The organism is Streptomyces sp. NBC_01320 (assembly GCF_035974375.1).
Lineage (GTDB): Bacteria > Actinomycetota > Actinomycetes > Streptomycetales > Streptomycetaceae > Streptomyces > Streptomyces yanii.
This window is the reverse complement of record NZ_CP108390.1, coordinates 6,359,068-6,382,124: the sequence shown is the minus strand read 5'-3', so window position 1 is coordinate 6,382,124 and position 23,057 is coordinate 6,359,068. Positions and strand designations below refer to the sequence as shown.

The following is a 23,057-nucleotide window of genomic DNA, read 5'->3' as shown; positions in this document are numbered from 1 at the left end:
GGTTCGTGCCACCGAACGTTGAGTGACCGGGCGAACGCTGCCAAGCACTACGCCGAGGAGCAGCTGGCCGCACTGGTGTGCGGGATCGCCCTCATCAACGCCTTCAACCGGGCGAACGTCATCATCCAGCAGCCCACCGGCGACTACCAGCCCGGCCAGTTCGCATAACCAGGAGCGCCTGGCCACGGACTGCCGGTCAGCCGTGGGCGGCCGGGGCCGGGAGGGCCACGATCCAGTCGAGGACCGGTGAGTCGAGCTCGGCCACGATCACCCGGCTCGACGCCATGAACGGGTCGATCCGGGCGGCCGGTCACCGGAGTCGCATGTGCCGCCGTGAATCAGGATTACGGTCCCACCGCCTTCGCCGTCGGTGATCGGAACAGCCGACTTCCCTTGATGGTGGGGCGCGACACCGACGCCTGCTCATCAGCTCCTGCCCCGTCGCCCGGGGCCCGCTCAGCGGCCTGGGGCTACCTCGCTCCCCCGCAGCAGGGGCGGAAGCGGGGCCACAAACCTACGATGGCTCGAGAAGGCGCCATCAAGTCGAACCGGCATTCCAGAGGAGGCCGCGATGGTGGAGCACTTTGTCTGGGTGACGACACGCCGCATCAAGCCGGGCGCGTTGGAGGAGTTCGAGAGGGCCTGGCGCCCGGACCAGTACCCGCAGGCGCTGCGCCGCGCCTACGCGTACTGGTCCGAGGACGGGCAGGAGATCACCGGGGTGTCGTTCTGGGATACCAAGGAAGCGTGCGACTCCTGGCGGGCCTCCGCGGCGGAGACACAGCGCCGTGAGGCCATGGCCCCTTACATCGTCGAGGAGCGGGAAGGCTTCTACCGCGGTCGCGAACTCGGAGTCGGGCACGCCTGAAGCCGCCGCGGTCCCTGTGCCCGCGTTCCGGAACGCCGAGCGAGGACGGACAGCACCGGCCCGCGGGCACCGACGCCGGCCCCCATCGATCCTTCGGGGGCGACAATGGAGTCATGGCCCCATAAACGGTGAACCGAGTTTTGAGGTGGCCCATGAGCACTCTCGAAGAACAGATCGACGTTGATGTTCCGATCGCTGTGGCCTGGGAAAGCCTCCACCAGGTGGAGACCTATCCGAGATTCGTCGAAGGAGTACGCGAGGCTCGTTCGCAGGACGGGCACCGGGCGCGCCTGGACATCGACGCGGGCGGCCGAGCTCAGGAGTTCGAAGCCGAGATCACCGACCGCGGCAAGGAACACACGATGGAGTGGCAGACCACGAGCGGTCCCGACCTGGCGGGAACCTTCTCACTGCTGCCCATAGACCGCGAGCACACCCGAGTCCAGGCCCGGATCGAGTACGACCCGGGCACCCTCAAGGAGGCGTTCGGCGGGCCGAAGGGATTCGCCCAGGCGACCGCGATCGAACGGCTTGTACGGGACGACCTCGAGCACTTCAAGGAGTTGGTGGAACAGGAACGGTGAGGCGCCCCCACCGATAGGGATTGGCCTCACGCTTCGCGAGGGCGTACGACGGCAGTGCGGTCCACGGCCCTCGTGCCCCATCCGTGCGCTCAGCGCGGCAAACAGTGGTCAACAACGGCCCCGTGCACCCGCGTACGGGCGCTCCGTCGGCGACTGGCCTGGTCAACCCCATGTCGTCCGCAGGCGGCGGCGTTGATTCCCGAGCACAGAGCGCGAGTTCGATTCTCGTCACCCGCTCGTGGACGACGCCCCCCTCGGCACGGCGCCCAACTCCCCGAGTTGGGAAGAAGAAGCTCCGGCCGCTGCGCGCGCCGGAGGGTACTGTTGCGCGCGCGGAACGATACCGAGGGGCGTGGCGCTCGCGGCGCCGGTCAGTGGACCGGCTCGGCCGGGTGCCAGGGGGCGCCGGGCCGAGTGGGGCGCGGGTCCGCGGCGAGCCTGAGCGCGTACGTCGCCGGGTCGGCGCCGGACAGGGGGCCGAGGTAGTCGTGCCCGACCATGTGGCACCAGGCCGGCAGGTCGAGCGGGGCGGCCGGGTCGGTGGCGATGACGTGGACGACCGTGCCCGGCTCTGCGTCGGCGATGCGGGAGCGCAGGCGGAGCAGGAGGGTCACGCACAGCAGACCGGTGCCGTCGACGGTGATGTCGGCGGCCGGTACCGGGGAGGCGCTCATCGGGGCAGGGTCTGGGTGACGCGCCACAACCGGCGGGGCAGGCCGCCCTCCTCGAAGGGGTGGACCTCCTGCGACTGCCAGCCGTCGGCGAGGGCATCGACCAGGTCGCGGGGGAAGAAGTGCACCGCGAAGCCGCCGTGCTCCCAGATGTCATCGCCGTGCCCGGTACCGGCCCCGTAGTGGGCATCCCCGGTATGGCGGACGGTGTAGACGAAGACGCCGCCCGGCCGCAGCACGCGGCGCACCTCGCCGACCAGGGCGTGGATCTCCTTCGTGGACAGGGCCATGCACAGCAGCATGTGCGCGAACACCGCGTCCACCGAGCCGTCCGCCAGCGGCAGCGGCTCGCGTACGTCGTGCACCGCGGTGGCAATCCGGTCGGCCACGCCCTGGGCGCCGGCCGCCTCGTGCAACTGCTCCAGGCCGACCGGGCTGAAGTCGGTCGCCTGGACGGTGAAGCCCTCACGGGCGAAGTAGACGGCGTCGCGGCCGTGCCCGGCCCCCAGCTCCAGCACCTGGCGCGCCCCGGCCGCCCGGAACACCCGGGCGGCGTGGACGGCCGGCTCGGACGGCTCCTCGCCGTACATGCCGGGGTGCTCGCCGTATGTCCGCTGCCAGTGCTCCCGCTGAGCCCCGGCGAGCTCCCGCTCGTGCTCCGACATGCTGACGCCCTTCTCCACCGCCCGTTCCCGGGTGGGCCAGCCTAGTGCCGTGACCGGCAGTGTTTGCCCCGTGAGCAGCGTCGTCCGGTGCGTGCGATCGCAAGGCGGCCGGACGTCCTTGGACGGGGTCTCCCCTGCTCGAGCGGGGTTGAGAGCTCGGGGAAGGAGCTACCAGGGCCTTTGGCCGACGCGGAAGGGGGTCCCCCTGGCCCTCAAGGCCTTGGGGGAGGGCGTGCCGGACGGTGCGACGGGGCAGAGCTTGCCGGGAGGGGCACCAGATCTACGCCGCGTCGCCGCAGCCAGCGGTCGTCGGGGGCGTAGGTGAGGCCCTCGCGCCGGGGAGCTCGACCTGGCCCTGGCCCCTACGGCCGTTCTCCGGTACGTCGGTACGTCGCTCAGGACGCAGGCGGCCGAGGAGCCGGCGAGGACAATCCATGGGGCAGTGCCCGCGCTGCCCGGCTCGCGACGGCGGGGGGTGTGCCGATATCGAGTGCCTGCCGGGCGAACCGGAGGGCGTACGGCAGTGCGGCCCGGGTGAGCGGGCCGGCGCCGACGGCGATGGCTGTGGCTGCGACTACGGGCTCCGCGTATGCGACGGCGCGCAGAAGGACGGCAGGAGTCCACAGTCGGCTCGCGTGCCGCAGGGCGGGCAGGTCGGGAAGCGCAAGGGTCAGGGTCCGGTCGTCGGCGTCGGGGCGCGGCCAGGTGAGTTCGATGCGCATGAAGCGGCCTCCACAGGAGGTTGGGCCCGTTGACTGCGGTGGGCGTTCGGGATGACGGCTCGGGACCGAGCCGGGCACTCATGCCGTCGCCTCCTCACGGCCCGGGACTCGCGCGCGGTGTCGGTCAGCGATCCGCAGCGGACTTCACCGCCGGCTACGCCGAACGGCGCAGTTGAATATGTCCAGAGTTGCCGAAGTAGCCCGATCTGGTCAAGGTTGCCGGAAAGGTGAGAAGCGCCACGGCCTCGACGTGCATGCCTCACCTTCGCTACGGAGGGAGAGCGACCATGACTGACAGTTCCCATGCGCATGGCTCAGGGGACACGAAGGTGCAGCATCCCGTCCAGGAGACGCTGGCGCACCCCATGCAGACGGTGACGACGGCCATGGAGAAGGTCCCTGGCGCCGAGAGGGTCAAGGGGTTCGTCGACGGTGTTCTGGACTCCGTCGGGATCGTCTCGCCCCATACACGGCGTCTCGCGGCTTACACCGGTGCCGGGCTGCTCGGCGTGGCCGGTGTGGTCGAGTGGCCAGTGGTCGCGGCGGGCGCCGCCGTGGTGTGGCTCACGCAGCCGCGTCCCAAGGATGTCGCGGCGGCCCAGACAGCCGGCGAGGCCCGCGCCGAAGCATTGCAGGCGAAGCACGCCGCCGGGTCGGCCAAGGCGTCGACCGCCACCGGGAAGGCGAAGTCCCGTCCGGGCAAGGCCACGTCGGGGACGGCGAAGGCCCGCGCGCCCAAGTCGACGAGCACCTCGGGCACGGCGAAGGCCCGCTCGTCCAAGCGCGCCGCCACGAACACCTCACGCACCAAGGCAGGTGGGCGGAAGAAGCCTTGACGCCTGCCTTCCACCCGCTCCGACGACCGTTCCGCCGCCGACCTGTGCGGCAAGCCCGCGAAGGTGAGACATGCTGCTCCGCTTGCTGACCGGGCTGCCCGCCGTGGTCCTCCAGAACGCCTTGGCCGCCCCCCTCGAGGCCACGCGCCGGATCGCCCCGCCGGCCACCGACACGGCCCGGATGGTCGCTGAGCTGGTGAGCACCGGTGCGCGTGGCGCTGTGAGCGGTGCGGCGGCGGTGTCGGCGACCGCACTGCGGGTCGGCAGGGTCGCCCGCAACGCCGTGACCCCTCGCGTCGGTTACTGGCGCGCCGGCTCCCGCATGCACCTCGCACTACGGCACCATCCGGACTCGCAGGAACCCACTGCGGAGCGGCTCGAGGCAGCCGCCGAGAAAGTGGCCGTCGAGCTGGCCGAGCACCCTGACGTGCTGATCGCTTACTGGGACGGCGGCCTGGGGCGGCTGGTCATGCAGACCACCGAGGATGCGATCGGCGAGGACGTGGTGGACTGGGTGTCCGAACTGGCCGCCGAACACGGGCTGGTGCACGTCTGTGACCAGACGCTGGAACACGCGCACCCGGGTGCAGCCGGGGGCGTGCGCGCCAATGCTGTCGCCGTGGCGTGCGACGCGGCGGGCATCGCCACCTCCCTCGTGGCACGGACAGTCTTTCTGAAGCCGGTGCCGGAGGTCTTCGTGGCCGCGGTCGTCGTGATGCGTGAGGACTCCCGGGTACGGACGGTGCTGAGCCGCGCGCTGGGCCCGGACATGGCCGATCTGGTGCTCGCCGCGGCCCATGCGGCTGTCTGTGGGGTCGGGCAGTCGCCGAGTCCGCTGCTGCTCGACGCGGCATTGCGGACCGCACAGTTGGTGGAGTCCGTTGCCCAGCTCGCGACGTTCGACGCCCTGCACGACACGCTGTGTGCTCCGGACAGGCTGACCGTGGCCGGAGACGACGTCGTACGTCCACCGCTGCGTTCGTGCCCCGGTGACAAGTATGCCGACGCCGCGATCAACGGGATGCTGGGCGGCGCCCTCACCACGCTCCTGTTCACCCGCAACCTCGATGAGGCGGCCGAGACCGTACTGGCCGGTTCGCCCAAGGCTGCGCGCTACGGCCCGGCGGCCTTCACCGCGGCGCTCGGCAGTGCCCTGGCGCGCGAGGACGTGCTGGTCCGCAGCCCCGATCGGCTGCGCCGACTGGAACTTGTGGACACCGTGGTCCTTCATCCTGAAGCGCTGCGCGGCACTCGGCGCGCGGTGCTCGAGGTCCACCCCAGCACGGCCGGCTGGGATCACCGTCGGCTGTGGCGGGAGTCCACCGCAGCCCTGAGTGCGCCCGGGGACGGGGCAGTGCCGTCCGGGGAGGCGGGACTCGGCCTGCGACCGGTGCCCGACGAGTTGGCGTCGCACACGGGACGGTCGGACACGGGACTGATGATCGCGTCGGTGCGCGGCGAAGACGTCGGTACCGTCCTGGTCGGCTGGGAGGTCGACCCGATGGCCGAGGCCGCGTTGGACGCGGCGCGCCGGGCCGGCCTGCACGTTGTTGTGCTGGACGACCACTCGCTCGGCGAGTTCGGGACGCTGGCCGACCAACTCGTCCCTGCCGGGACGCCGTTGGCCGAGGTGGTGGCCGGCCTGCGGAGCGACGGGCGGACGGTCCTCACGGTGGCGCGCGTGCCGGACGACCGAGCTGCAGCGGAACAGGCGTCGACCGCGGCCGCCCGCGACGTCCTCGACGGGCTGCTCCGCAGTGACATCGCCGTCGCCGTCGCCGACGAGCGCAGCGCTGTCGTCTGGGGCGCGGACATTCTGCCGCTGCGCGGGCTGGAGGGCACGTGGCGGTTGCTGTCCGCCGTGCCCGCTGCACGGGCGGCGGCCCGACGGGCCAAGTTCCTTGCCGAGGCGGGCGCCACGCTCTCCGAGCTCCTGGTACTCACCCGCGGAGCCCGGACGCAACGGGTCCCCTTCCCCCTCGAACTGCGGATCAGTCCTGTCAACATCGCCACCGCCGCGGCTCTGGTGTCGGGCTGGTTCACCGCGCTCGGTGTCGCCGCCCGTACGACCCCGCACCCCGGGCCGCGGGTGCCCTGGCACGCTCTGCATCCGGAGGAGGTCATGGCCCGGCTGGCGAGGGCGCCGCGGGCCGCGCCCACCGCATGGGCGGTGGTGCGGACCCGGGCCGGCCGCGTCGTGGGCGCCGCAGCCGCTCACCCGGCCTTCGCGCCGACGCGAGCCGGCGCACATCTGGCAGGCGCCGTGTGGGCCGAACTCGACGACCCCTTCACCCCGATCCTGCTGGTCGGTGCCACCGCGTCGGCGCTGCTGGGGTCCGCTGTGGACGCATTCCTCGTCATCGGCGCCGTCGCGGGGAACGCCTTGGTCGGCGGAGTGCAGAGGCTGCGCGCGGAGCAGGCACTGTCCGAGCTCGTCACCGGGCAACGGCGAACAGCCCGGCGCCTCCCCGACGTGTCAGCAGATGAGGCATCCCTCGTGGAGGCCGAACGACTGGCGCCCGGCGAGGTGATCGAGCTGCGCACCAATGACGTCGTGCCGGCCGACGCGCGCCTGCTGGAAGTCAGCGGCTTCGAGGTCGACGAGTCCTCGTTGACCGGCGAGTCACTGCCCACCCGCAAACAGGTGGACGCCGTACCACAGGCGCCCGTCGCCGACCGCAGTTGCATGGTGTTCGAGGGCACCACGGTGGTGGCCGGCCACGCCCGCGCCGTGGTGGTGGGCACCGGCGACCAGACCGAAGCCGGCCGCGCGGCGTCCCTCGCCGCCCGGGTCCCCACCTCGGCAGGGGTCCAGGCACGACTGCACCGGCTGACCCGCCGGGTCCTGCCCCTCACCCTCGCCGGCGGCGCCGCGGTGGCCGGTCTGTCCCTGCTGCGCGGCAGCCCGGTGCGCACCGCGCTCCAGGGCGGGCTGGCTGTCGCGGTGGCCGCCGTCCCCGAAGGCATGCCTTTGGTGGCGACGGTGGCACAGATGTCCGCGGCGCGGCGGCTCAGCAGGCTGGGTGTCCTGGTCCGCACACCGCGCAGCCTGGAGGCCCTGGGACGCGTGGACACCATGTGCTTCGACAAGACCGGGACCCTCACCGAGAACCGGTTGCGCGTCGTCCACCTCGTCACTGCCGCCGGCGCCGAGCACCCGGCGTCGGACCCCGAAGCGGAACTGATCCTTCGCATCGCCGCCCGGGCCTGCCCGCGCGTCGCCGAGCAGCCGGGTGTCCACGCCCACGCCACCGACGAGGCCGTCCTGGCAGCCGCCCCGCGCGAGACCGGGTGGACCACCGTGCGGGCCCAGCCCTTCGAGGCGAGCCGGGGCTACGCGGCCGCCGTCGGAAGGAACGACGACGGCGAGGACATGCTGGTCGTCAAGGGGGCGCCCGAAGTCATGTTGCCCTGCTGCCCCGATGCGGATCCGACAGCCGTCGACACGGTGCATGCCCTTGCCGCCCAGGGCCTGCGGCTGCTGGCCGTCGCCCAGCGCCGCCTCGCGGCGGAAGATGCGGCGGAGGCACTGGACAAGCCCCTTGAACTGCTGGAACTCATCGGATTCGTGGCACTGGCCGACACCCCTCGCGCCAGTTCGGCTCCGCTCGTGTCCGGTCTCGGCGAGATCGGCGTACGACCCGTCATGCTCACCGGCGACCACCCTCAGACCGCCCGTTCCGTGGCGGTCGCTCTGGGCTGGCCTTCGGATGTCACGGTCGTCACCGGTGACGAGCTGGCCGCGCTCGACCGGGCGGGGCGGGCGCGCCTGCTCCGGGACTGCGGCGTGGTGGCTCGCGTCGCACCCGAGCAGAAGCTGCAGGTGGTCGAGGCGCTCCGGGAGGCGGGACGCGTCGTGGGCATGGTCGGGGACGGCGCCAACGACGCCGCCGCCATCCGCGCCGCCGATGTCGGGGTCGGCATCGCGGCGCGCGGATCGGCCGCCGCACGCAACGCCGCGGACCTTGTGATCACCAACGACGAACTGTCGGTTCTTATCGACGCCATCGGCGAGGGCCGTGCCCTGTGGCGCAGCGTGGCCGACGCGATCAGCATTCTGCTCGGAGGGAACGCCGGCGAGGTCGGCTTCTCCGTACTGGGCACCTTGCTGTCCGGTACGTCGCCGCTGACGACGCGTCAACTGCTGTTGGTCAACCTGCTCACCGACATGTTCCCGGCGATGGCGGTCGCGGTCACCCCCCACGATCCGGAATCCGTCGGTGAGCACACCGCGGTCGACGACGCGCCCGTGGGCCTCGCCGTCCTCGGCCGGCCGCTGACCCGCCAGATCCGCCATCGTGGCCTGATCACCGGAATCGGCGCGGCCATCGCATGGCTGATCGGCAGCCTCACTCCGGGCTCGGCGCGGCGCACCAGCACGATGGCCCTGTGCGGTGTGGTCGGCGCCCAGCTCACCCAGACCGTCGTCGGACGCCGCCACAGCCCACTGGTCCTGGCCACCGTCCTCGGCACCGCTGCCGTGCTCATCGCCCTCGTCCAGACGCCCGTCGTCAGCCACTTCTTCGGGTGCACGCCGCTGGGCCCACTGGCGTGGGCCGGCGTGGCCGTGGCCGTCGGCGCCGCCGCCCTCGGACCCCGCGTACTGCCGCAGGCCGACCGGCTGCTGGCCGACCTCACCTCGCGAGTGCGTCCCGTGGTGCGGCTCGCCCACTGACGACCTGAAGGTGATTCAGCGCGGCGGCGGGAGTCAGCAGCGGCAGTCAGGAGCCACCTGGCGACCCTCGCGGCCGAGCTCCAGGTCCGCAACCGGGTCGAGACCGCCGCCCGGGCCCGGGAGAGCCGGCTCGGGGACTCCGACCGGTCACCCTGACCAGGAGACCGCTGCCCGGCCGTCGTTGCGGTACTGACAGCGTTCAGCCCTGTCCGAGGCTGTCCGGGCCTCGGATCACGGGCAGCTGCGCCGCAGGTCAGGAGGACTGCGTCCGCCCCGGTCGGCCGGGGGGTCCCGGAGGCTGAGCCCTCACCTCTTCGGTGTTAGCGTCGCGTCCATGTCCAAGACGGAGATCGACGCACTGACCGCCGAGTTCTTCGGCGCCTTTGACAACCGGGGCGGCAAGGCTGCCGACGTGGACCGGATCCGGCGGCTGGTCCTTCCAAGCGGCGTGATCGTCACGACGGCCCCAAAGTTCACGGTCTACACCGTGGACGAGTTCATCGAGCCCCGCCGGCGGTTGCTGTCCGACGGCCGACTGGTCGAGTTCTCCGAGTGGGAGACCTCCGAACGGACCGAGATCGCGGGCGATATCGCGTCGCGGTTCGGCGAATACCGCAAGTCCGGAGTCCTGGACGGTGAGCCGTTCGAGGGTGTCGGGACCAAGACCATCCAGTTCGTCCGCACCGCGGACGGCTGGCGGATCACGGCATTCGCCTGGCACGACCGACCCTGATTCGTCGGGCACCCCGTCGGGGCGGGACGTCCGGCAGAGGGCTGCCCTGGAACTCCCCTCGCCCAAGGCGCCGAAAACCGAAGGTCTCACGCGCCGTTCCCCTGCCCGGATTACGGGGTCATCGTGTCCGGTAGGCGTCGATGACGGTTTGGGTGAGGGTGTTCCCGCCGGTGTCGGTCAGCTCCGCGCGCAAGGAGACGCCGGTCTCCGCGCGCGGGTTGTGGATCGTGACGGCGCCGCCCTCGACGGGAACCGGGGCCCACGAGGCGCCGCTGTCCACGGACACCGAGACGGCAAGCGAGCGCACACGTCCGTCCGCGGCGGCGCCCAGCACCGTGACGGGGATACGGAGTGTCGCGTTCGCCGCCGCGGTGCCGGTCGGGCTGAGCGCGGGCGAGAACCGCACGACGCTCACCGGCACCGGGGTCGGGCCGGTCGTTGTGAGCGAGGTGAAGGTCCACGACGCGGTCACACTCATGGCGGTGCCGCGCGCACCCTTGCGATTCACCGTGCTGGTGAGCCGGTACTCCGCGCTCCCCGGCGGCACGGTGAACACGGCTCGTCCGGGTGCGCCGGCCTGGGTCCCGACGCGCACGCCGTTGCGGTGAAGAGTGGTCGAGGCCTTGTCGTACTGCGGTGACGACGGCACGTGGCCATCGCCGTCGGCGAGCAGCGGGACATCGACGGCGACGCGGTCGCCGTCGCGTACGACGCCGGGGCGGCCGGTGAGGTCGGGGCCGAAGACGGCGTTGTCGAAGGTGTGCGTGGTCGTGCCCCCGGCCCGCACGACGACGCCATTGGCGCTGTAGCGGTTCGAAGCCGCGCCGGGCGTACCGGGTGCTGTGTAGGTGATGTCCCAGGTGCCGCGTTCAGGCGTCACGAGGTAGGTCGCGGTGCCGGGGGTCGCCAGCATCTGGGCGACGCCGACGGTCGGTCCGGCACTCGGTTGCAGGTCGACGGACGCGGTCCCTGCGGTGCCCGGCCGGGCCGCGCCGCGGATCTGCACGGTGGCCAGGTCCTCCGGGGAGGGGTGCCGGGTGAGCCCTGTCAGGGCGCGGGGGCCGGTGAAGGTGTAGCCGAGCGCGTAGCCGACGGACTCGGTCGTCCAGTACGCGTCGAACCACTGCTTCACCGATCCGGGTTCGCTGTCGGGGCCCAGGTGCGCGACGCGCAGGTTCGGGCCGGAGTTGATCAGGTTGGCGTCCCGGGTGGCGCCGTCGTGCGTGACCTGGACGAACATCGCGCTGTGCAGGAAGCCTGCGGAGCGGTCGGGCGGCCGTACGTCGACGGCGGCGGTGGTCCGCGCGTCGACGGTGATGGTGGTGTCGCGGTCGAGGTCGAGGCGCGGTTGGACGATCCAGTCCGTCCCGTCCGCTTCGTTACCGGTGGTCAGGGAACTGTCCAGGAGGTACCGGCCCCGGGGCAGGCGCACGGTGGTCGTGCCGGAGGCGTCGTACGGATGGACGGCCTCGTCGGCACCCGGGCCGGAGATTCCGGTGACGTTGGTGGCGTAGTCCCCCGTCCTGTGGCCGGTGCGGTCGAGGTGAGTGATCGTGAGGGCGTATGTCGCCGGCTCCGCGGCGAAGGCGGTGGTGTCCCATGCGGGCGTAGCGCTGCCGACCAGGGCCACGGCGAGAGCCAGAGTGCGGAGGACACTCCGGCGGGGTACGGAAGAACTGTTCATGATCTGCTCTGCGCTTCCGGGCGTCGGCGTTCCCGTGAGCTGTGTCACGCCGGGTGCAACGGCGCGGCCCAGGGCGGCACGTGTGGCGCACGTCACCGGAACCGACGCAACGGACGTGGCAGAGCAGAGTGTGGAATCACTCATGAGGAATCGCTTCCGCCGCGGAGACCGCGACGCCTTGGGAGAGCTGTACGACGAGCACGCCCAGGTGCTGTACCGCTATGCCCTGCGGGTGACGGGCGACTGGGCGGAGGCCGAAGACGTCGTCTCGGCGACCTTCCTGGAAGCATGGCGCAGCCGGGAGAAGCTGCGCCCCGACGGGGACGGTCTGCGCCCGTGGCTGCTGGGAATCGCCACCAACATCATGCGCCGCAACGCACGCGCACGCCGACGCCGCGAGATCGCGCTCGCCCGCGTGCCGGAGCGCGGTTCGATTCCGGACTTCGTCGACGATCTCGTCACGCACCTCGCGGATGCCGAGCAACTGCGCGCCGCGCACACCGCACTCGCCCGCCTGCGGCGCCGCGACCGAGAGGTCTTCACCCTCGTGGTGTGGGCCGGTCTGGACTACGCGGCCGCGGCCGACGCACTCGGTGTGCCGGTCGGCACCGTCCGGTCACGACTGTCCCGCGCCCGTACCCGACTGCGCGAGCTCGCCGGCGCCGAAGCCCGCGCCGCGCGTTCGCAGGCCACGCCGGCCGGTGCCGATCGGCCGGCCGCGGCGGAAAGCAGGGAACACTCCGCCAGCCCCGCCAAGCCAGTACCGGGCCGCATCCCCGTGGCCCGACCGTTGACCCAGGAGAACCACGGATGAACACCTCCCCGCGGCGCCGCACGCATCACCGGTCCGAGGAGACCGAACGCCTCGGACTCACCGGCCTGCTGCCCCCGCCGCCGGTCCCCGGCCTGGATCCCGACCGTGAACTGCTGCTGAAGGAAGCACTGCTGCGCAAGGCTGCCCTCGCCGAACCGCCCGGCGTCCTCACCACCCGGGCCTCGCGCCCGCGCCGGCGCCTGGTCCGGGTCCTGGCGCCGGCCGTCGCCTGCACCGTGGCGGTCTGCGGCGTCGTGGCCGTGAACCTCGCGGACAAGCCCGGGCGTGACACCACCGCGGTCACGCGTGGCGGCGCCCCCCACGCACCCGAAGTGACACAACTCCTCGACCGCATCGCACTCGCCGCCGCCGGAAGGAAGCAACCGACGGTCCGTGCCGACCAGTTCGTGTACATCGAGAGCAAGGTCGCCTACGCCGCGCAGAGCGCCGGAGGAGGCCCCGTGAGCATGGCTCCCGTGCACACGCGGCAGGTGTGGTCGTCCGCCGACGGCAGCCGCCCCGGCCTGCTGCGCGAGGGGGGCGGGCCTGACACTCCGCTCGACGTCGACGCACCGGTCCACACCCTCGACGGCCCAGGAGCGACACCCCGGCCGAGCACCGCGGGCAAGAGGGGCCCGTCGATCGGCAACCCGACCCACCAGTACGTCGCGTCGCTGCCCACCGACCCTGACGCCCTGCTGAAACTGATCCGGGACGAGACCCGCGGACAGGGCCAGGACCCGGACCAGCGAGCATTCAACGCGATCGGCGAACTGCTGGCCGAGACCTGGGCACCACCACAGGTCAGCGCCGCGCTCTACAAGGCCGCCGCGCGGATCCCCGGGGTCACGGTGCTCCATGCGGCCACCGACGCCACGGGACGCGAGGGCGTTGCCGTCGCCCGTACGGCGCACGGGCAGCAGACGCAGTGGGTCTTCGACCGGACCACGTACGCATTCCTCGGCGAACGCACGGTCCTCACCGAAGCCGGCGACGCCGGCCCGGCCGGGACCGTTGTCGGCACCTCCGCGGTCCTCACCAAGGCCGCAGTCGACCGTGCCGGCGAAACTCCCGCGCCGATGACCGCATAGAGGGTCAGCCATGCACATGGGCCGCCCCAAATCGCGGTTCCACCGAGGCCGGCAGCTACCGGCTCCCATCCGTTCAGGAAGCCGAGAAGGGCGCAATGGGCGATGGAGGCGGCCGATGGCAGCGGTGCGGGACGGGGAGCCGGTCCCGGCCAGGACACGACCGTGGAAGGAGGTGGCACCGGCCCGTGTGCATGCACGGACTGCGCCGTTCGGCGACCTCGTCCCCCGGCGGGTCCGGTCCCGGCCGCCGTCGGCCCCGGGACAACAACGCCCTGTGAGCAAACGCCTCCGAGCCGGGCGGGGCAAAGCTGCTCCGGTCGGCATCTGTGCCAGTGTGAGGTCATGCGTCGTGCGCTGGCCGCCCCTTTCGTGGTCGCGGCCCTGGCCGGTGTCATGCTCGTCCGTTCGTGTGGGGCCGGCAGCGGAGCCGAGGACCCCGGCCGCCCCGGCATGCAGGGGCGGGCGGCGGCAGGGGTCGAGCAATTGACCGTCAAGGTGGCGGAGATCCTGCCCCACGACCCGAAGGCCTTCACCCAGGGCCTGGAGATGACCGGCGGCATGCTCTACGAGAGCACAGGCCTGACCGGACAGTCCTCGGCCCGGATGGGACCGCCGGGCAAGTCCCCTGCGGTCCGCGCCGAGTTGCCCCCGCCGCTCTTCGGTGAAGGAATCACCGTCATGGGGCCGACGCTGTTGCAGCTCACCTGGCAGAACGGCATCGCGGTCGAACGGGACGCAAGAACGCTGGCCGAGTTGCGCCGGGTCCCCTACCGGGACGAAGGCTGGGGGGTCTGCTACCAGCGGCAGCGCGGGCGACTGGTGACGAGCAACGGCTCCGCCCGGCTCGCCTTCCGGGACCCCAGAACACTCCTCAAGACAGGGGAGATCACCGTCACCGCCGATGCGCGGCCTGTGGGGCAGCTGAACGAGCTGGAATGCGTCGGCGACATCGTGTACGCCAACGTCTGGCCTGAGGACCGGATCGTACGTATCGACGCCACCACCGGCAGGGTGACCGGGGACATCCAGGTTCCGTCCCTGCTCAGCGCTGCCGAGAGGCGGCACGCAAACGTCCTGAACGGTATTGCGGCTGTTCCCGGAACCGATCAGTTCCTGCTCACCGGCAAGTGGTGGCCCAGGATGTTCCGGGTCGCCTTCGTTCCCAGGTGAACCGCCGCCCGTCATTGCGGCATCACGACGACCGCCACGGTGAAACCCACACCGGGTACGACTCGGAGCGCGCCCGGGCTCGGCACACACGGCGCGAGCCGCGTGCTGATGGGGGTGCGGGCCTCCGCGGAGGAGGAGCTCACGGGCCTGGAGCAGACGGTGCACGCGGAGAGCGCCTACGATCACGGCGTCCTGGGTCATGCCGCCTCGTAGTCTCCCGGACGCGCGCCCGGCGCCGCGGCCGGAACGGGGACAGAACCGCGCTCGGCAGCGGTCACGGCAGCGCGTCTCTCCGCCGCCCGGCTCCTGAACGGGTGTCAGCTCAGCTGACCCGACTCGAACGGGCCTGTGCTGCGGATCCGCGGCTGCCTGCGTACGCAGGCCGAGTGAGCTCAGGTCGGCGTCGCCCGCTCCCGCACCGTGGTTCTGTGCACGGATGCTGCACCAGAAGGCCCCTGAGCCGCTTCGGGCGAGCAGCCCGTACGAGGTCCCCACAGCCCACGCGCGAGACGCCGGGCCGGCTGCCGGGGTGGACGGGGCGGGGGGCTGATGCACGATGATGTTGCCCAGTTCAGTGGGTAGTTGGCCAGAAGAGCCGGTTGGGGGTCCTGCTTGTGAATGATGCGGTCGAGTTGGCGGACATGATCGCGCAGCTGCGCCAGGAGCTGAGCCGGGCGATGTCAGCCGGTGAGGACGCCGACCTGCGGTTCAAGGCGGAGCGGGTGGAGCTGGAGCTGACTGTGGGGGTGGAACGGACCCATGAGCCGGGGGTGAAGGTGAGGTTCTGGGTGTTCGACGCGAGTGCGACGGCGAAGCGGTCGGCCACGGTCACGCAGAAGCTCACGTTGACGTTGCAGCCGGTGCGGACGGACACGCCGGACCAGATGGCGTTGATCTCCGGGGACGAACTGCTCGGTGAGGACTGAGGGCGCGGCCGTGAGCGGCGGACTGGACCCGCACCGCATCGCGGAGGTCATCGTCACCACCACCGGCGGCGGCGGGCGGCGCGGGTCGGGGTACCGGGTCGGCGACACGGCGGTGCTGACCGCGTTCCATGTGGTGGCCGAGGCCGCAGACGTGCAAGTGCGTTTCGACGCCGACCGACCGGGGCAGTGGGTCGCAGCCGCCGTGGTGGCCTGGTCGGACGTTGGCACCGATGTGGCTGTGCTGACCTTCGCGCCCCAGCCGGGTGCCACTCCCGTCACGCCCGCACGGTTCGGGCGTATCGGCGACGACCGTCATGCCGTCATCGGTGTGCATGCGGCGGGATTCCCGCTGTGGAAGCGGCGACGCAGCCCCGATGGGAGGCAGTTCCGGGAACTGCACCAGGCGGACGGGACCGTGGCGGCACTGTCCAACCTGAGGACCGGCACCTTGGAGATCACCGTTCCGGTGGCGGCTGCCGACCCCGACCCCAAGGTGTCGCCATGGTCGGGGATGTCCGGCGCCGCCGTATGGGTCGGGAGCCGCATAGTCGGGGTGGTCGCCGAACACCACCGGCGGGAAGGGCTGGGCCGGCTGGCAGCAGCCCGGATCGACCACACTCTGCGCCGGGTCGGTGAGCCACGTCGGAGTGAGCTGGCCGAGCTGTTGGTGATCACCGACCCGCAGGCGCTGCCTGACGTGGGTGCCGAGCCGCCCGTCTCGGATTCTCCGCCGCCGCAGGCGGGCGCGAAGGTCATCGGGCTGCCCGTCACGCATGGGCTCGAGTTGTTCAAGGACCGCGCCGAGACACGCGCGATGATCGGCCGTCACCTCGCGGATCCAGCCATCCGCATGGTGACCGTCACGGGCCGACGGGGCATGGGCAAGAGTGCGGTCGCCGCCAAGGTCATGGCGATGCTGGAGCAGGGCGAGTGGCCGGGCCACGCCCAGGCGCCGATTCCGTCGGGACTCGTCAATCTGAGCACCCGCACCTCCGGTGTCTCCCTGGAACGCCTCTACCTCGACTGCGCCCGCGCGCTCGGCTCCGATCGCGAGACGCGTCTGCTGGACATCTGGGCCACGAACCGCCCTGTACAGGACAAGATCGGTGAGTTGTTCGCTGCGATGGGGGACCAGCTCTTCATCATCCTCATGGACAATCTCGAGGACCGGCTTCAGGACGACGGCCGACTCGACGACGACGAACTCGCGATCTTCCTCGACTGCCTCTTCCGGGCACGATCCACGCCACGGCTGCTGGTCACGTCGCAGCTGCCGTTGCGGCTCGCACCCGAGTTGCGCCGTTTCGCCGCGGAAGTCGAGCTGTCCGACGGGTTGCCGCCCACCGAGTCCGTCGCGCTGCTGCGCGAACTCGACCAGGACGGCAGCCTCGGCGTGGCGCAGCTGTCCGACGATCAGCTGCTGCAGGCGGCGGTCCATGTCCACGGAGTTCCGCGCGCACTGGAGCTGTTGGTGGGCGCCGTGGCCGACGACACGCTGACGCTGCCGACGCTGCAGGACGTACTGGCGGACTTCACCCTGCGCGGCGACGTGGTCGCCGGCCTCGCCGAGGACCGGTACCAGCGGCTCGGCCCTGAAGGCCGCACGGTGTTGAACGTCCTCGCGGTGCTGCGCACGCCCGTGCCGCGGGAGGCGATCGAGTGGATCGTGCGCGGCCTCGATCCCGGCCTCGACGTCATGCCGGTCCTGTCCCACCTGCTCCGGATGCGCATGCTGTCGGTGGACCGGGCCAGCCGCACCTTCGCGCTGCACCCGATGGACGCCGACCTCGCGCACGGCGCCATGCCACGGGACGGCGCGCTGGGACGGCAGTCCATGGAGCGGCGGGCGGCCGACTGGTACGCGAGTATCGCCCCGCCCCGCCCGGACTGGCGTGGTCTGGACGACATACAGCCGTACCGACGCGAATTCGACCACCGGGTGCGCGCCGGGGACATGAACGAGGCCGCACTGGTCCTCGCCACGATCAGCGAATGGATGGTCTGGCACGGCTCGGTGCTTGCGGCGAACTCGATGCACCTGACACTGGAGGAACAGTTGACCGACGACCGGGCGCGTCTCGCTCATCTCATCAGCTTCGGGCACGTCCGGTTGGGCGGCGGCCCGTTGGCACACGCGACGGAACTCTTCACCGAGGCGGCCGACCTGGCCGAGCGCCTCGATGACCGCCATGCGCTGCAGAACGCCATGTTCGGCCTGGGCGATGCCTACCGTCAGCTGGGCCGCCTCGACGCCGCCATCGGCCCGCTGGCCCGGGCCGGCGATCTGGCGCATGAGAACAACGACGCCGAAGCCGAGGTGCATGCCATCCTGAGCCTCAGCCTCGTCCACAGCACCCTGGGCGACGGGGCGGCGGCCCTTGCCGGCGCCGACCGGCTGCGCGAACTCGCACATACATCAGGGGACCTGCTTACCGAGGCCCGTTCATGGAACGCCCGCTTCACCGCCCTGCTGACCATGGGCCGCTGGGAGGAGACCATCGCAGCGGGCGACAGGGCCGTGCACGCCTACCAGGACGCGGGCATCCAGGAAGCCACGGACTACGCGCTGAACGCCAAGGGCGTGGCCATGCTCGCGACGGGGCGGGTGGCGGAAGCTCTGGCATCGCTGGAGGCGGCGCTCCAAGCGGCGTCGACGATGGAGAATCCGCGCACCGAGGGTGTCTGCCTCTACAACATGGCGTGGGCCCACTGGACCGACGGCGGGTACGGACAGGCCGCCGAGACAGCCGAGCGGGCAGCCGCCTCCCTGCAGCTCGCCGGGGCCACGGAAGCCGCCGCGGCGAAGGCGCTCGCCGAGGCGGCCCGCGCCCGGGCGGTGCCCGATCCGCAGGCGGCCGCCGACGCATTGGTCCGGGCCGCCGACGGCGCCGGAGGCAATGTCGAGATGGTCCGTCGGGCCTGGCTCATCGAGGAGGCAGGGCGGTTGCGCGGCGAAGCCTGACGCTCGGCGACCCGGATGCCCTGGTGGCGGCGGGTGCCCTGAGCGCCGCGCTCAGGTTCTCGCTCCCGATCGCTGCGGGTGTCATTGATTCCCGAGCTCGGAGCGGGTGACGCGTTCGCCTCTCGTCGCCCGCTCCGCAACAGCCCGCTCGCCACTACTCGCCGATCCGTACCATCGCGAGCGTGATGTTGTCGGGGCCGCCCGCCTCGATAGCGGCCTTCCACAGCTCGAAAGCGGCCCTGCAGTCGTTGTGCACGCGCAGCAGACTGTCGAGTGCGTCCTCCGTCACCGGGTCGGTCAGCCCGTCGGTGCAGACCAGGTAGCGATCACCTGCGGACAGTGGCGCCGTCGTCACGTGGGGCGTGATGGCGCTGAACCGGCGGGCGCCGCCGAGCGCCTGTGTGACAAGTGATGTGGTGCGCCGGCCCGGTGCCAATGGCGGGCTGTCGTCCACGCTCACCTGGCGGAGTCCGTCCCCGGTCGCGTCGAGCACCCTGCTGTCGCCGACGTTGAAGGCGAGCAGCGACTCCGCCAGCACGACGGCGCCCGCGACCGTGGTGCCCATGGCGACCAGTTCCGGATTGCCGTCGGCGGCTGCGTACACCGCGTCATTGCAGACGTTCAGAGCGTCACGAACGGCTTCCTCGCTGTCCAATGAGGGCCCGAACGACGCGAGTTGACGGACGACCAGTGCACTGGCCACTTCGCCGGCGGGCTGCCCGCCGATCCCGTCGGCGACCGCGACGACGAGCGGGGTGCCGAGAGGGAACAACAGTGTCTGCGGATTCTCGGTCACGGTGCCGCACAGCGTCCACGGTCCGACAACGAGGCTGTCCTCGTTGTGATCGCGAATGAGCCCGGTGTGACTCAATGCAGTGACGGCTATGTACGGCATCGAAGGCCCCGCTCTCCGCAACGGCAGGCGCGTCCCGCATCTCCATTGTGGCGCCGTGGGCACGCGGACGCCCTCATGGCTGCCCGGATCTCGCCGGCCAGGGGACGGGCGAGGACACGGGGGTACGGGGCGCGGCCGGACGCGGCCCCGATCGTCCGTCGACGTCGGCCCCGAGCCGTCCGTACGAACCCGACGCAGCCCCGCCGGGCAGGCTGTCGCGCATTCGACCGGGCCGCACCGGCCATCGGCGGCTACTGGACGCGCAGCAACGACGTCGAGATCGACCTGGTGGGTGCCGACCGGCAGCCCGTCGCCAAACGGCTGCTGTTCCTCGGCTCGATCAAATGGCTGGAGACCTCGCCGTTCGACGGGCACGATCTCGCCGCACTGCACAGACACCGGGCAGCCGTAACCGATGCTCCTGTCCCGCTCGTCGCGGTCTCGCGCTGCGGAGTCAGCTGTTCGGGGCTGCAGGCCGTCTACGGCCCGGAAGAACTGCTCGCCGCGTGGCGCCGATGAGCGACGGCGTGCGACCCGCACCCTTCGCGACGCCCATGCCCCTACGTGCCACTCAGGACGGTGCACAGCTGTCACCAGGAGTGTCCTCGGACCGTCCGGAGCGGCGCGCGACGAGATCGCCCCGCAGAACCGGCGACGCGCTGCCGGATACGCCGCGCCGCTGACGCCGGCCCTGCCCGTCCGTGCCTCCACCACGGCGCACTCGCCGGGTGAGGCGTTACGGCCCTCGGTCTCAGGGGCAGGGATCGGACCATGCCCATGCTCGTCGGAACCTCAGGGTGGCAGTACAAGGACTGGCGCGGCGTTCTCTATCCCCCCGGGCACCCGCAGCGGCTGTGGCTGGAGGAGTACGCCCGGCACTTCGCCACCGTGGAGAACAACAACGCCTTCTACCGGCTTCCCACGGCGGAGATCTTCGCCTCCTGGCGGGAGCGGACGCCGGAGGGGTTCGTCATGGCGGTCAAGGCCAGCCGCTACCTGACCCATCTGAAGCGGCTGCACGATCCCGAGGAACCGGTGCTCCGGCTGATGGATCACGCAGAGGGTCTCGGCGACCGCCTGGGACCCGTACTGCTCCAGTTGCCTTCGAACTTCCGTGAGGACATCGGGGCTCTGGACGCCTGCCTGAGCTGCTTTCCCGACCGGGTTCGGGTGGCCGTCGAACTGCGGCACACCTCGTGGTGGGAGGCGGAGCGGAAGCTCAGGGCGGTGCTGGAGCGGCATGGCAGCGCGCTGTGCTGGGCAGATCGTTGGTCCCGCCCGGTGACGCCGCTGTGGCGTACCGCGCCATGGGGGTACGTACGGTTTCACGGCGGCATCGCGGAGCCGCCGCCGCGCTACGGTCGCCAGGCGTTGGCGTCCTGGGCCCGTCGCATCGTCGACGCCTGGCCCGACGAGGACGATGTGTATGTGTACTTCAACAACGACCTGGGTGGTGCGGCCGTCGTGGACGCCGTGAAATTCGCCCGCGCAGCGGCCGCGTTGGGCCGGACGGTGAGCCGTACGCCTCCCGGAGCCCTGCCGGAGCAGTCCACGTCCTGAGGGTTTTCCCGCCGGGCTGCGGTGGTTCCGGGTGCGGGTCGCGAATTCCTTTATGCGGGGCGTTGCTTGAAGCGGCATGCACCTCGCCCGTCACGATGAGGCGACCCGCACCGGTGGGCTCTTCGCCCGGCGCCCCGGTGCGACCGCATGCCGTTGATTGGCGAGCGTGCGGGACCTGGCTGATGATGGAAGTTCAAGGAGCTACGTCCGAAGGCTGGGCCATGGCGGTGTGGCATGTGCGGGACTTCACGCCGGACGATCTCGAATCGGTGGTGCGGCTCGACGCTGAGAGCGCCACGACCGACCAGCCCGCGGTGTTCCGCCTGTCCGAGGTCGTCGCCGCGGTGCAGGCGCAGAATCCCGGTGTCGTCGCGGTGGCCGACGGGCATCTCGTGGGCGCGGCGGTGGGGCGGGTGGACGGCGACCGGGCCTGGGTGCTGCGTATCGCCCTGCACCCGGCCTGGCGGAACCTGGGGCTGGGCACGGCGCTGCTCTCCGCACTGGAGCAGCGCCTGCAGAGTGCCGGAGCCAAGATCGTCGCCGCGGTTCTGCCCGAGGAGGAGACGGGCGCCGCCGCGCTGGGCCATTCCGGGTTCCGACAGCATCGGGGGCTGACGTACTTCGAGAAGGTGCAGTCGGTGACCGCCCAGGACTCCGCGATCCTGTCCTCGCTCGGGGCGAAGGTGCCCGCTGCCGGGCTCTGGGAGAAGCTCTCGGGTATGGCGGACGAGAAACGGCTCGTCGAACGTCGACTGGTGCTTCCCCTGGCCAACCCCGAACTTGCTGACGCGCACGGCGTCGAACCACCCCAGGCCGTCGTGCTGTTCGGGCCCCCGGGTACGGGCAAGAGCACGTTCGCCAAGGCTGTGGCAAGTCGGCTCGGCTGGCCGTTCGTCGAGCTCTTCCCCTCCCGGCTCGCGCTGGAGGACGGGCTCGCGAACGGGCTCAGCCGCCGCTTCGAGGAGATCGCACAACTCGACCACGCGCTGGTCTTCATCGACGAGGTGGAGGAAGTCGCCGGCACCCGCAACCTCGCCGACCCCACGTCCGTCGGCGTGGTCAATGAGCTCCTCAAATCGATCGTGCGGTTCCGCGACCGTGACGGCAGACTCCTCATCTGCGCCACCAATACGGTCGCCGCCCTGGATCCGGCCTTCCTGCGCCATGGCCGCTTCGATTACGTCCTGCCCGTCGGGCCGCCCGACCACGAGGCCCGTAAGGCCCTGTGGACCAGCTATATCGCCAAGACCGGAGCCGAAGCCGACACGGCCGTGCTGGCCGAGGCCAGCGAGGGATTCACCCCCGCCGACATCAAGCAGGCCGCCCGCACGGTCGCCCAGGCCGCCTTCGAACGCACCCTCGACACCGGAGAGAGGGCCCAGCCCACCACCGAGGACTTTCTCCACACGATCAGACGCACCCGGCCCACCGTCACCACCGACATGGCCCTGGAGTTCGCCGACCACACCATCCGCTACGGCCGCACCTGAAGGCCCGCGTCGGCATTGATCCTCCTGGCGGGCCCACGTCTTGGCGCACTCTCCGAACGGCTCGGGCGGGGGTTTCCGGATGATCGCGGGAGGCGTTCGAAACCGGGCGCCGCAGGAGAACTCCCCGTGCTCGGTGAGCCCGGCCGCGGGAGGGGTGCGCCTCGGTGTCCGCGGAGGTGCGCCTCGCCGCAGCCGAGGTGATCCCTTTCTGCCCGCCGACCCAGGTGATCTTCTTTATTGCCTTTCTGTCACCTTTCCATTCCGTGTGCCCTCATGAACGGCAAAGTTGCGCAGCGTTGAATGCAAAGAGACGGCGCATTCATTCGCCGGTGACATCTGCCACATCGATGTGTGGCAATAGGGTCTCCGAATAGTAGCGATCACGGCGCCGACTTAATGAGATATGTCCGACTTGGCGTCACATGCCCTCCACGGGATGGGCCGAAATCCGAACGACCGGGTGGTCCCGCCCGCTCGTTCGGCGTGCAGGGAACCCTGACGACGCAACAGGACTTCTTGCGGCCCCGGAAGCCGGACAAGCACGGCCGGGCGGCCGTGGCAAGGGCCGGCCATCGCTACGAAGCTCGATAGTACTCAGGCGTGTTGCCCCGCCTCGCGGCAGTTCCAAGAATGACGGCCGCACAGCATCTCCACAGCTCAAGCCCAGGACTGCGCTGAGCCCGCCCTACCGGGGGCACTCCGCGATTACCG

The 23,057-nt window shown here is 71.2% G+C and carries 18 protein-coding genes and 2 pseudogenes; 15 read left to right on the top strand and 5 right to left on the bottom strand.

The annotated features are described in order from the left end of the window. Nucleotides 1-30: 30 nt before the first annotated feature. From OG395_RS29010 to OG395_RS29000, 3 genes and pseudogenes are all read left to right on the top strand, one after another. Nucleotides 31-168, top strand: a pseudogene (locus tag OG395_RS29010) (carboxymuconolactone decarboxylase family protein); the annotation flags it as partial. A 403-nt stretch (nt 169-571) separates the two neighbouring features. Next, nucleotides 572-868 (top strand): hypothetical protein, encoded by a 297-nt coding sequence (locus OG395_RS29005; RefSeq protein WP_327245552.1) that lies wholly within the window; start codon nt 572-574, stop codon nt 866-868. Nucleotides 869-1,020: 152 nt separating this feature from the next. Further along, a complete protein-coding gene (locus OG395_RS29000) occupies nt 1,021-1,452 on the top strand; it encodes an SRPBCC family protein (RefSeq protein WP_327245551.1) in 432 nt (143 codons plus the stop codon). A gap of 371 nt (nt 1,453-1,823) precedes the next feature. On the opposite strand, the gene OG395_RS28995 is transcribed toward OG395_RS29000, so the two are convergent. The 3 genes from OG395_RS28995 to OG395_RS28985 form a co-directional block, all read right to left on the bottom strand. After that, entirely contained in the window at nt 1,824-2,126 is a 303-nt protein-coding gene (locus OG395_RS28995) for a sulfurtransferase TusA family protein (RefSeq protein WP_327245550.1), read from the bottom strand. Continuing rightward, on the bottom strand, nt 2,123-2,788 hold the full coding sequence (locus tag OG395_RS28990) for a class I SAM-dependent methyltransferase (RefSeq protein ID WP_327245549.1): 666 nt from the start codon (nt 2,786-2,788) through the stop codon (nt 2,123-2,125). Before OG395_RS28990 ends, OG395_RS28995 begins: the two co-directional genes overlap by 4 nt. Before the next feature lie 395 nt (nt 2,789-3,183). Further along, nucleotides 3,184-3,510 carry a hypothetical protein gene (locus OG395_RS28985; protein ID WP_327245548.1) on the bottom strand — a complete coding sequence of 109 codons (327 nt, stop codon included), beginning with the start codon at nt 3,508-3,510 and terminating at the stop codon, nt 3,184-3,186. Between the two features lie 287 nt (nt 3,511-3,797). Between OG395_RS28985 and OG395_RS28980 the strand changes: the two genes are divergently transcribed. The 3 genes from OG395_RS28980 to OG395_RS28970 all read left to right on the top strand — a co-directional run bounded on the left by OG395_RS28980 (nt 3,798) and on the right by OG395_RS28970 (nt 9,754). Then, on the top strand, nt 3,798-4,346 hold the full coding sequence (locus tag OG395_RS28980) for a hypothetical protein (RefSeq protein WP_327245547.1): 549 nt from the start codon (nt 3,798-3,800) through the stop codon (nt 4,344-4,346). A gap of 70 nt (nt 4,347-4,416) precedes the next feature. Then, nucleotides 4,417-9,021, top strand: coding sequence for a cation-translocating P-type ATPase (locus OG395_RS28975; protein WP_327245546.1), 4,605 nt, complete (start codon nt 4,417-4,419; stop codon nt 9,019-9,021). Nucleotides 9,022-9,355: 334 nt separating this feature from the next. Next, nucleotides 9,356-9,754 (top strand): DUF4440 domain-containing protein, encoded by a 399-nt coding sequence (locus OG395_RS28970; protein WP_327245545.1) that lies wholly within the window; start codon nt 9,356-9,358, stop codon nt 9,752-9,754. A 118-nt stretch (nt 9,755-9,872) separates the two neighbouring features. On the opposite strand, the gene OG395_RS28965 is transcribed toward OG395_RS28970, so the two are convergent. Then, the gene (locus OG395_RS28965; RefSeq protein WP_327245544.1) at nt 9,873-11,438 is read right to left on the bottom strand and encodes a serine protease; all 1,566 of its coding nucleotides are present in this window, start codon (nt 11,436-11,438) and stop codon (nt 9,873-9,875) included. A gap of 142 nt (nt 11,439-11,580) precedes the next feature. Between OG395_RS28965 and OG395_RS28960 the strand changes: the two genes are divergently transcribed. From OG395_RS28960 to OG395_RS28935, 6 genes are all read left to right on the top strand, one after another. Further along, nucleotides 11,581-12,252 (top strand): RNA polymerase sigma factor, encoded by a 672-nt coding sequence (locus tag OG395_RS28960; protein ID WP_327245543.1) that lies wholly within the window; start codon nt 11,581-11,583, stop codon nt 12,250-12,252. Beyond that, complete coding sequence (locus tag OG395_RS28955; RefSeq protein ID WP_327245542.1) at nt 12,249-13,343, top strand: CU044_5270 family protein; 1,095 nt, start codon at nt 12,249-12,251, stop codon at nt 13,341-13,343. The genes OG395_RS28960 and OG395_RS28955 overlap by 4 nt, the downstream gene beginning before the upstream one ends. Before the next feature lie 342 nt (nt 13,344-13,685). Continuing rightward, nucleotides 13,686-14,513, top strand: a complete 828-nt coding sequence (locus tag OG395_RS28950) for a glutaminyl-peptide cyclotransferase (protein WP_327245541.1) — start codon at nt 13,686-13,688, stop codon at nt 14,511-14,513. A gap of 39 nt (nt 14,514-14,552) precedes the next feature. Continuing rightward, nucleotides 14,553-14,726 carry a hypothetical protein gene (locus OG395_RS28945; protein WP_327249766.1) on the top strand — a complete coding sequence of 58 codons (174 nt, stop codon included), beginning with the start codon at nt 14,553-14,555 and terminating at the stop codon, nt 14,724-14,726. 401 nt (nt 14,727-15,127) lie between these two features. Then, nucleotides 15,128-15,439: a trypco2 family protein gene (locus OG395_RS28940; RefSeq protein ID WP_158719168.1), complete on the top strand. Its 312-nt coding sequence runs from the start codon at nt 15,128-15,130 to the stop codon at nt 15,437-15,439. 10 nt (nt 15,440-15,449) lie between these two features. After that, nucleotides 15,450-18,401: a trypsin-like peptidase domain-containing protein gene (locus tag OG395_RS28935; protein ID WP_327245540.1), complete on the top strand. Its 2,952-nt coding sequence runs from the start codon at nt 15,450-15,452 to the stop codon at nt 18,399-18,401. 154 nt (nt 18,402-18,555) lie between these two features. On the opposite strand, the gene OG395_RS28930 is transcribed toward OG395_RS28935, so the two are convergent. Further along, on the bottom strand, nt 18,556-19,296 hold the full coding sequence (locus tag OG395_RS28930; protein ID WP_327245539.1) for a PP2C family protein-serine/threonine phosphatase: 741 nt from the start codon (nt 19,294-19,296) through the stop codon (nt 18,556-18,558). Nucleotides 19,297-19,527: 231 nt separating this feature from the next. Here OG395_RS28930 and OG395_RS28925 point away from each other — a divergent pair. The 3 genes and pseudogenes from OG395_RS28925 to OG395_RS28915 all read left to right on the top strand — a co-directional run. After that, nucleotides 19,528-19,815, top strand: a pseudogene (locus OG395_RS28925) (ATP-binding protein); the annotation flags it as partial. Between the two features lie 252 nt (nt 19,816-20,067). Then, complete coding sequence (locus OG395_RS28920; RefSeq protein WP_327245538.1) at nt 20,068-20,856, top strand: DUF72 domain-containing protein; 789 nt, start codon at nt 20,068-20,070, stop codon at nt 20,854-20,856. A 221-nt stretch (nt 20,857-21,077) separates the two neighbouring features. Then, nucleotides 21,078-22,346 carry an ATP-binding protein gene (locus OG395_RS28915; protein ID WP_327245537.1) on the top strand — a complete coding sequence of 423 codons (1,269 nt, stop codon included), beginning with the start codon at nt 21,078-21,080 and terminating at the stop codon, nt 22,344-22,346. Nucleotides 22,347-23,057: the final 711 nt, after the last annotated feature.

Excerpts from the sequence above, each read along its gene's own strand:
- OG395_RS28920 (WP_327245538.1), top strand. The coding sequence starts at position 20,068 with ATGCCCATGCTCGTCGGAACCTCAGGGTGGCAGTACAAGGACTGGCGC.
- OG395_RS28995 (WP_327245550.1), bottom strand. The coding sequence starts at position 2,126 with ATGAGCGCCTCCCCGGTACCGGCCGCCGACATCACCGTCGACGGCACC.
- OG395_RS28980 (WP_327245547.1), top strand. The coding sequence starts at position 3,798 with ATGACTGACAGTTCCCATGCGCATGGCTCAGGGGACACGAAGGTGCAG.
- OG395_RS28915 (WP_327245537.1), top strand. The coding sequence starts at position 21,078 with ATGGCGGTGTGGCATGTGCGGGACTTCACGCCGGACGATCTCGAATCG.
- OG395_RS28965 (WP_327245544.1), bottom strand. The coding sequence starts at position 11,438 with ATGAACAGTTCTTCCGTACCCCGCCGGAGTGTCCTCCGCACTCTGGCT.
- OG395_RS28960 (WP_327245543.1), top strand. The coding sequence starts at position 11,581 with ATGAGGAATCGCTTCCGCCGCGGAGACCGCGACGCCTTGGGAGAGCTG.
- OG395_RS29005 (WP_327245552.1), top strand. The coding sequence starts at position 572 with ATGGTGGAGCACTTTGTCTGGGTGACGACACGCCGCATCAAGCCGGGC.
- OG395_RS29000 (WP_327245551.1), top strand. The coding sequence starts at position 1,021 with ATGAGCACTCTCGAAGAACAGATCGACGTTGATGTTCCGATCGCTGTG.
- OG395_RS28985 (WP_327245548.1), bottom strand. The coding sequence starts at position 3,510 with ATGCGCATCGAACTCACCTGGCCGCGCCCCGACGCCGACGACCGGACC.
- OG395_RS28990 (WP_327245549.1), bottom strand. The coding sequence starts at position 2,788 with ATGTCGGAGCACGAGCGGGAGCTCGCCGGGGCTCAGCGGGAGCACTGG.
- OG395_RS28955 (WP_327245542.1), top strand. The coding sequence starts at position 12,249 with ATGAACACCTCCCCGCGGCGCCGCACGCATCACCGGTCCGAGGAGACC.
- OG395_RS28970 (WP_327245545.1), top strand. The coding sequence starts at position 9,356 with ATGTCCAAGACGGAGATCGACGCACTGACCGCCGAGTTCTTCGGCGCC.
- OG395_RS28975 (WP_327245546.1), top strand. The coding sequence starts at position 4,417 with ATGCTGCTCCGCTTGCTGACCGGGCTGCCCGCCGTGGTCCTCCAGAAC.
- OG395_RS28930 (WP_327245539.1), bottom strand. The coding sequence starts at position 19,296 with ATGCCGTACATAGCCGTCACTGCATTGAGTCACACCGGGCTCATTCGC.
- OG395_RS28950 (WP_327245541.1), top strand. The coding sequence starts at position 13,686 with ATGCGTCGTGCGCTGGCCGCCCCTTTCGTGGTCGCGGCCCTGGCCGGT.